The 8,227-nt window shown below is 54.4% G+C and carries 6 protein-coding genes; 2 read left to right on the top strand and 4 right to left on the bottom strand.

The features are described 5' to 3' along the window. Nucleotides 1-121 precede the first annotated feature (121 nt). The 4 genes from HMPREF2980_RS04505 to HMPREF2980_RS04490 form a co-directional block, all read right to left on the bottom strand. Nucleotides 122-832: a hypothetical protein gene (locus HMPREF2980_RS04505; RefSeq protein ID WP_141755944.1), complete on the bottom strand. Its 711-nt coding sequence runs from the start codon at nt 830-832 to the stop codon at nt 122-124. 178 nt (nt 833-1,010) lie between these two features. Beyond that, nucleotides 1,011-1,685, bottom strand: a complete 675-nt coding sequence (locus HMPREF2980_RS04500) for a hypothetical protein (RefSeq protein WP_049341983.1) — start codon at nt 1,683-1,685, stop codon at nt 1,011-1,013. 24 nt (nt 1,686-1,709) lie between these two features. Further along, entirely contained in the window at nt 1,710-2,087 is a 378-nt protein-coding gene (locus HMPREF2980_RS09605) for a hypothetical protein (protein WP_239662261.1), read from the bottom strand. A 454-nt stretch (nt 2,088-2,541) separates the two neighbouring features. After that, nucleotides 2,542-3,024 (bottom strand): DUF4190 domain-containing protein, encoded by a 483-nt coding sequence (locus HMPREF2980_RS04490; protein WP_049341985.1) that lies wholly within the window; start codon nt 3,022-3,024, stop codon nt 2,542-2,544. A gap of 302 nt (nt 3,025-3,326) precedes the next feature. Here HMPREF2980_RS04490 and HMPREF2980_RS04485 point away from each other — a divergent pair, with 302 nt between their 5' ends. Next, nucleotides 3,327-3,611: a pyrophosphorylase gene (locus HMPREF2980_RS04485; RefSeq protein WP_005507345.1), complete on the top strand. Its 285-nt coding sequence runs from the start codon at nt 3,327-3,329 to the stop codon at nt 3,609-3,611. 180 nt (nt 3,612-3,791) lie between these two features. Continuing rightward, on the top strand, nt 3,792-8,227 hold a 4,436-nt coding region (locus tag HMPREF2980_RS04480), incomplete at its 3' end, for a DUF6531 domain-containing protein (protein ID WP_070690377.1).

The following is an 8,227-nucleotide window of genomic DNA, read 5'->3' as shown; positions in this document are numbered from 1 at the left end:
CTTCTTTTTTCTTATCTTGGCGTCGATTAATCTCGTACCTGATAATAATGTAGGGGATAGAGGCAACGGAGAGCACCAAAACAATTCCCCAGAAAATACTAAAGAAGGTATCTAGCATGCTTTACTCCGCCTCCTGAACGCTAGCATGAGAAGAGGAATCCGCGTCTTCCTTCTCGGGAATGGTGATACCCACAGTGACATATTTCTTCACCGACCACCCATTCATCGCCACCGACGCCGCAAAGAACAGCGCAGGCAGCAACTCCAGACGAACCAGCGAATAGCCCAGGTATCCAAGCGCAATACACGCCGCCAGGCCAGCCACTCCAATACACACGGCACGCAGGGTACGATACCCCTCAGACCCCTCCTCAAAGCGGGTGCTGTGCAGGTAGAAGAGTCCTTCACGCACAATACGTAGGAACCCCGGGGCCAGGAAAAGCGCAACCGCCAGAGCCGCCGGATCATAGCCTGCAGTCATGAAACTGGTCAGAGGAACCACGAGGCACAGAACCGTAAAAATAGCCGCCGACACAACACCCACGCGGGTTGAGTACCTATTCATCTGCTCCATGCGCTGCAGGTCAGGAATCTCATCATTAGGCTCGATGCGGTAGATGAGGAAGGCGGCGATGATTAGCCCGCCAACCATGTACCAGGAGGCAAAGTTCGTCTCTGGGGTCCACGGAGCCGGGTCCCCCTGGAGTACACCGAAAGCCGTAAGAACTGTCAGTACAATCAAGCCCACCGCGTTGATGGAGTAAACGAAAATAAAGAAGCGGTGGAAGAGGCCTCCGGTCGCTTTATAGCCAATATTTTCAGCGTTAATCATATCTATGTAAGCAAGATTCAGAGGGCTTAAAACGAAGAACAACGCACCCCAAGGCCATACCCCAATAACGGCCATCACTAGAGATGCAAGAGCTATGAAGCTAAAGCCGAACCATAGGAAGATTAGCCATAGGATTCTGAAGGTTTCAGAGATAGCGTTCATGCTATTTCCCTTTCAACTATTTGGACTCTACCGCGGCGCGGTCGAGGATGCGCTGCAGGTGCTCCGGGATCTGTCGGTACTCCCCAGCCTCGGGGGAACCAATCTCATACTTGTGGGCGTAGCAGAGCATTTTGATGAGGGTATCCATCTCCTCATAGTCACCAAATTCTACGAAGAGCTCCGGGATGTACTTGGGCGGCCAAACACCGTAACGCTCACGGAAAAGAATCATGTGATAGATGTAGGTCGCGTCAAAGAAGACGGGGCTGAACGCTAGGCGGCGTTTACCCATCTGGCTACTGCTAATTACGAAGTAGCCGCCCTTGCCGTTCTCTTTCATATGGATTTTGGTGATGCTGCTGTAGTCGAACTCGCGGGTTTTGAATCTCCAGTTCCGCCATTTCACGGAGGTTTCATTCTGCTGGACGTAGAAGGAATTGGTGTGAATAGCTAAGAACCAGAAGAATGAACCGATAATATTCATGAAAATAAATGCAGGAATATAATCAACAGGACTCTCAGCAGGAAAAATTAGAGGCAGTAAAATGCATACCAACAGCACGAAAGAATCTGCAGCTAGTACAGCCAGCAGCGGCTTTTTCTGCCGTTGACCCAGAGGAATGTAGCCTTTGGGTCGGTTGAGTCCTATGGAGCCGTTGGTGACGGTTTCGGCAAGGAATTTTCTGAGCATGAAATGTCCTAGTGTGGTGGTTGGTTACATGTAGACGTCGGCAAGGTCGGTAACCTTCCCCAAATTCTCAAAGTAGCGCATCGTCTTCCCGGCACAATCCAAACAGTCCACCTGAGCCACATCATCCGGGTTGTCCATATCAGGCCAACGCTCATTCTCAATCCTGAAACGCACAATCGCCATGAGCCGGTAATTTTTATGAGCCAACGGGCTAAACAGCGCAATCTGGGTGCCTGACTTAGCGTAGAATCCCACCATGTCCTCGTCTTCATATTTTGCTGCTTTGTAGAACACGACGCGGTTGATCGCGTTGAAAGGGTAACGGGTCGGGTTGGAGAACCAAATGCGCTGCTCAATGCCGTCGGCGGAGGTCTTCACGTAGGCAACATGCACATAGCGCAAGTATGCAGCACCTAGTAGTGGTAGCAATAAAGCCAGCATCTCAAACACCACATCATCTATACCAGGTTCGTACATATGGTATACAACCATAAGAGCTGGAAAAATGGGCAATATTATTATTCCTAAAGCTTCGAGCCGAGTAACCCGTCGGATATAAATACCCTCACGTAGCCATTGTTTATCTTTCCATCGCTGCACCTCGTAATTGATGAGGACGTAAAACGTCGCAATTGTTATGAATGTAGTGAGGGTGCTCCAGAAAATCAGAGGGAAACTAGGCACAGTGGGTTCTCGTTTCGTGTGGTTGGTGAATAGGAAGAGCACGCACCCCACCCAAACTAGGCGGCGGTGCCTCCAGAAGATATGGTTGAGGGGCGCTCGCAGGCACGGTTATCGCCGCGTGAACGAACGCCCCCACTCATCACATCATCGGTCAATAACCGAGACGGTCGGTCTACTTGTCGTTGTCTACAGGGTAGAGCCAGCCGCCGTATGCGCAGTAACGCTTACCGTCCTTCTCGGTGTAGTAGGCGCCAACAAATTCCTTGCTCTCACACTTCTGGATTGCTTCCTGAGCTCGTTGCTTAAGCCTTGCATCCCTCTCTGCGCGCACATTGTTACCCAGAACGAAGGTAACCATCGCGACCGCAACCAGCACGAGCGAAACGATAGCCATGACCTTGCCCTTACCGGTGCCGCGCTTGACCATCACCAGAGCGATAATCGCGAAAATAACGGTCGGGATTGCGGTAAATGCACCCAGGATAATGAAGCCGGTCAGGGCGGAAATAATGCCCAGAACCAACGCGGTTACTGCCGCCCACTTCTTCTTTTTCGGTGCCTCGACGGGCGCGCCGTGTGCGGGCTGTGCGGCGGGTGCCTGCTGGGTGAATTGCGGCTGCTGCGGTGCAGCCGGCTGCGGGGTGTTTTCAGACATGAAAGTCCTCTTTTCGTATGTGGTTGGGGATTCTATTGGTATGACGCCACCCCGAGTGGGCTGGCATTTCCTAAGGATACCGTAGCGGGAGAAATCCCTTGATGAGAGTAGATAGATGTATATGCACGCACTGCTGTGCAATGTCTACTATGAGAAATTTTTCTCACAATAGGGTGCAGGGGGTGCGCTTTGCCGCGAAATAGTGTAATGTTCGAAGTGGTGCAAAGCACTAACGGTGCGTATTTGATATTCGCGTATCTAATGCACATCTTCCGGCAACTCAACGACGAAAGAGGAACATCGTGTCCGATCGCGTACTCTCATCGCAGGCAGCCAAGGATGCCATTACTGCTCTCCAGAACATCATCAATGGCGGTCTGCAGAACGAAATCAACAACCTCAACCAGCAGGGTAACCAGCTGAAGGACCCCAACAACTGGGACGGCCCCCTGGCTGAGCGTTTCCGCAATGACACCTGGCCCGGCGTAGAAAACACCCTGCGTAACCTGACTCAGGAACTGACCGACCTGCGCGAGCAGCTCAACCAGATTTCTACCGATATCTTCCAGGCAGGTGGCGGCTCCTAAGCCTTCCCTGGTAAACGCCGTTTACCGCCCCGCTCCCCGGCTACGGGGCGGTGAGCGGTAGGCGGCGTTTTCTGTTATTCGGTTATACCCACGTTGTTTTCCAGGCATGGTGTACATGTCTGTCTACATCTGTTTAATCACCACACTTCCGAACCAATCACACCCGAAAGGCGGCAGAGCATGGATGCGCCCGATTCAACTAATGTGAGCACTGAAAGAGTTAAGTTTGATGATGCAACATCTGATGCTTTTGCGAATGCCTGCCGTGGCGTAGCGCAGAACATTGATAATACTCTTCCCGGTCTCAAGTCTTCTTTGACGAAGGCTCTTGAAGATTTTGAAGGTCACTACGCAGAGATTACGGCAACCAATATTGACACTGCAGTCAGTGATGGTCGTGATATTGCGAATATTCTGCGGCAGCTGGCAACGGTGGTGGACCGCCTTAAGGAAGCTGCTCATAAGGAAAATGAGAACCGCGACCGTATGTACCACTATGAGACTGACTTGGGCGGTTTCCGTAAATGGTGGAATGAAACGTTTGGAGGTGATCCTCCGAAGGCTGAGCATTACGTACCTGACACCAATATTGATACTGCGTCGTTAGGTCATCGTGAGAGCACTGAGACTCGTTCATCGGGTATGCCTGTTTCTTCAGCGCGCCCTTCAACCGTGCGTGCTCTTTCTGGTACTTTGGCGAACCTTGGTACTAGCTTTGACGCTGAGCCCGGTAAGCTCCGTAGCCTTGCTTCTGAATTTGCGGCTAAGTGCCAGTGGGGAACCATTGACGCTGAAAATCTCATTAGCACGTTTGAAGCGTGGAATAAGTCGAACGCTAACGATAAGACCTGGCTGGGCATCGTAGCCAATACCTTTGAAAAGTACGGTAGCTCGGGTCAGATTGTTGCCGTCGCTGATTCTGTTCTGGATGGCGCCATTACTGCAGCTGGAGTTAGCACCGAGCGTCACGATTTGGAAGTTCCGACTCCGGCTATTGTGGGTAAATCCACTACCAGTGGTTACGTGAATGACCCCGTGAACGTTGCGACGGGTAACTTCATTGAAGAAGAGACCGACATGGCGTTCTCCGGTGTGGTTTCTGCTTGCTCTGTAACTCGCATGTACAACAGCGTGGCTGTTTTCGGTCAGCACGCTGTATCCGGTGTGTTCGGTGCGGGCTGGTCCTCGAATATTGAGAGCCGTGTGCAGCTGAACGTTGAGAATGCTGTCTGGACGATGGCTGACGGTCGTGAGGTTACCTTCGACCGAATGATTCGTGAGGACGGCACCCACGGCTATGCTCGTGCCCCGCGTGAAGCATGGTGGCTTGAAGAGCTGCCCCTTACCCAGCTGATGGGTGAAGAGGGCTCTATTGCTGACCCCTCCCTGCGCTATATTTTGCACGCGACGGGCTACGGTGCCTCGTCCCTGCTGCGTATCTCCGACAACTCTGGAACCCAGCACATCTTTAGCCTCACCGGTGTTTACCTGGGTATGAGCGCTGGAGCAGGTACTGCTGTCGCATACCTGCGCGATGAAGAGGGACGCGTTAGCTCCATCGTGCATCAGCGTGGTGCACGTATCAACGTGGAGTACACCGAAGGCGGCCTTGTCGGCGCTATTCATTCTTCTCGTGGGCAGTCGGTGCGTTACGAGTACGTCACCCTTGACGGCCGTACCCACCTGTGCGCTGTGCACGGTGACGCCGGTACCCGCCGTTATGAACATGACGCTGCCGGTCTGATTCACCGCGTGGTGGCTAGCACCGGCACTGTTGAGGTGACCAACTACTACGACCCTGCCGGTCGTATTACTGAGCAGGACACCGAATACGGTCGCCGTGTTCGCTACCGCTACCTGCCGAACGGCATTACTGACGTTTCGAACGAAGATGCTTCCTACACGAACCTGTGGGTTAGTGACCAGTACGCACGCCTGACCGCCATTGTTGACGCGGAAGGCGGGCGTGCTAGCTATGCCTACGATGACTTTGGCAACCGCGTGAGCGTGGTGGACCGCGATGGTTCCCGCATCACTCGCTACAGCGATGAGCGCGGCCGTATTATTCGTGAGGTCACCGATGAGGGTGCAGAAACCCTCTTCGCCTATGACGAGCATGACCGCGTAGTTTCTATGACGGTGAGTGCTATTGAGACGGACCCGCGCGCTCGCCGTGCCGCCCGTCTGGCTCGCCGTGCCCGCCTGGAGGCTGAGGCTCAGGACCGCACTCCTGAAGAAGCCGTTTCAGGCCAGGAGCCTGCTCAGAGCCCTGCCGTAAGCCCGATGACTACGGTGACTTACGAGTACGCAAATGATTTTGAGCGTAACCCCTCTTCTATGACCGATGGTAACGGTCATGTGACCCGTTTTGAGTGGGCTGACGGCCTGCTGCAGCGTGTGGTGAGCCCTGAGGACGTTACCGTCTCCTTGGAGTATGACGAGTGTGGTCTGCTGACCGGTATTCGTAATGCTGAGCAGCAGCTGACCCGTTGCGAGTACTCTGCTGCGGGCCACCTGGTGAAGATTGTTTCCGCCCTTGGGTTGGAGACTGAGTTTACCTATGATTCTGCCGGTCACATGGTGTGCCGTCAGGATCCGGATGGTTCTCGCTGGCGTTTTGAGTACGCTGCTGGCGGTCGCCTGGTGGCTTCGGTGGACCCTGCTGGTGCTCGCACCGAGTACGAGTACGGTCCGAGCGGTGACATTGTTGCCGTGGTTGACCCGCTGGGTCGCCGCATGGAGCGTTCCTTTGATACGAACGGCAATATTGACCGCATTACCCTGCCGGGTGGCGCGCAGTTCAGCTACGCCTACGATGGTTTGATGCGCCTGGTCCGCACCATTGACCCCGCCGGTGGCGTGTGGACTCGCGAGTACGATGCCGCAAGCACTCTGACCGCGTTGATTGACCCGACCGGTGTGAGCGTACGTACTTCTGTTGATTCCTCGCGTAAGACCGTCACCACTAGTGATGGTGTTGACCGCGTGCGTATCTCGTGTGACCACCTGGGTCGCCCGGTGCGTAGCGAGGTTCTCTCTGATGATTCTGGTCCGCAGGTTAGTGCAGATGCGGACGACCCGACTGTTTCCACGATGGTTTATGACGGTGCGGGTAACCCCGTGCAGGTTCTGGACGCTGAGGGCGGTCTGAGCCGTTACGAGTACAACGGTTCGAACCAGATGGTGCGCATGATTTCCCCCGCGGGTCGTGTGACCGAGTACAACTACGATGCGTGCGGTCGACTGGCTGCAACCTATGATGCTGCCGGTACTGCTGAGCAGTCTGTGACTCGTTACGAGTACGACGCTGATTCCCGTCTGATTCGCCAGGTGTACGGTGACGGTTCTGAGGCGCGCGTTCGCTATGATGCGTGCGGTCGTGTGCTGTCTATTACCGGTTCCGGTGTGGCTTCTCCGGTGTTCTACACCTGGGATTCTTGTGGTCGTGTGAAGAGCATCCGCGATAACAAGTGGGGTACTCGTTCGTTCACCTATGATGCCGCTTCTCAGGTGGTTGCGGTGACTAATGGTGCCGGTGGCGTGACCCATTACCGCTATGACGAGGCGGGTAACGTTACCTCTGTAATGGACCCTGCCGGTCGTATTACCCGCTACGAGTATGATCTGATGGGTAATGTTCTGGCGGTAACGGATCCGCTGGGTGTGCGCACTACCTCTACCTATGATGCTGCCGGTCGTCTGCTGACCAGCACTGACGGTAATGGTGCTGTACATTCCTTCGGTTATGACCGTGACGGTGTTCCCTGTTCCCATTCGGTGAATGGTTCTTTGCTGTACCGTATGGAGCGTGATTCTGCGCGCCGTACGATGACGACTTATGATCACGCGGGCGTTGATGCGTTTGGTGCTCCTGTGGTGACGGTTGAGTCTTATGACCGTCTGGGCCGTCTGGTTCGTCAGCGCCGTGAGTTTGGTGCTCAGATTCCGGAGTCTTTCCGTACTGCGTACATGGACGAGACTGGCGGCTACGAGCTGTCCTATGCTTACGATGCTGATGGTCTGCGCACTGAGTTTGTGCACCCTCTGGGTTCGAGCGCTTATGTGTATGATGCTGCTGGCCGCATGGTCAAGCAGACTGACATTACTGCGTACCGTCTGGATGGAACCGCCGTTACTTCTGAGTCTCGTGTGGAGTCTTCCTTCGAGTACAACGCGGTAGACGCACTGGTGCGTGCACAGGTGTCTGACCTGGCAGGCACCTGGGTTCGCGAGTTTGGTTACCGTGGTGCACACATGACCTCTGTGACCGAGCAACCCGCTGAGGCAGACTCTTCTGAGGCTCTGCACACTGAGATTATTCGTGATGATTTGGGCCGTATTAGCGGCGTGGATTCGCCTACTGGCCTGGTCATGTACACCTACACTGACGCGCAGATGCTCTCTTCTGCCGTTCGCGGTACCGAGACTCTGCGTTGGGCCTATGATGCCGCTGGTGCGCTGGTGCGTGTTGAGTACTTTGATAGCGCTCAGCCTCAGAATGCTTGGGTGAAGGTGCTGGTCACTGATGAGGGCGCCCGCGTTCGCGCAGTATGCCTCTACGGCGTGCAGGACGAGGCAAAGACCGACTCCCAGTCGGCTGAGTTTGCCTCTGCTGT

The organism is Rothia sp. HMSC076D04 (assembly GCF_001814645.1).
GTDB classification, from domain to species: Bacteria; Actinomycetota; Actinomycetes; order Actinomycetales; family Micrococcaceae; genus Rothia; species Rothia mucilaginosa.
Note: the sequence above shows the minus strand (reverse complement) of the source record. Positions and strands in the feature narration are given on the sequence as shown.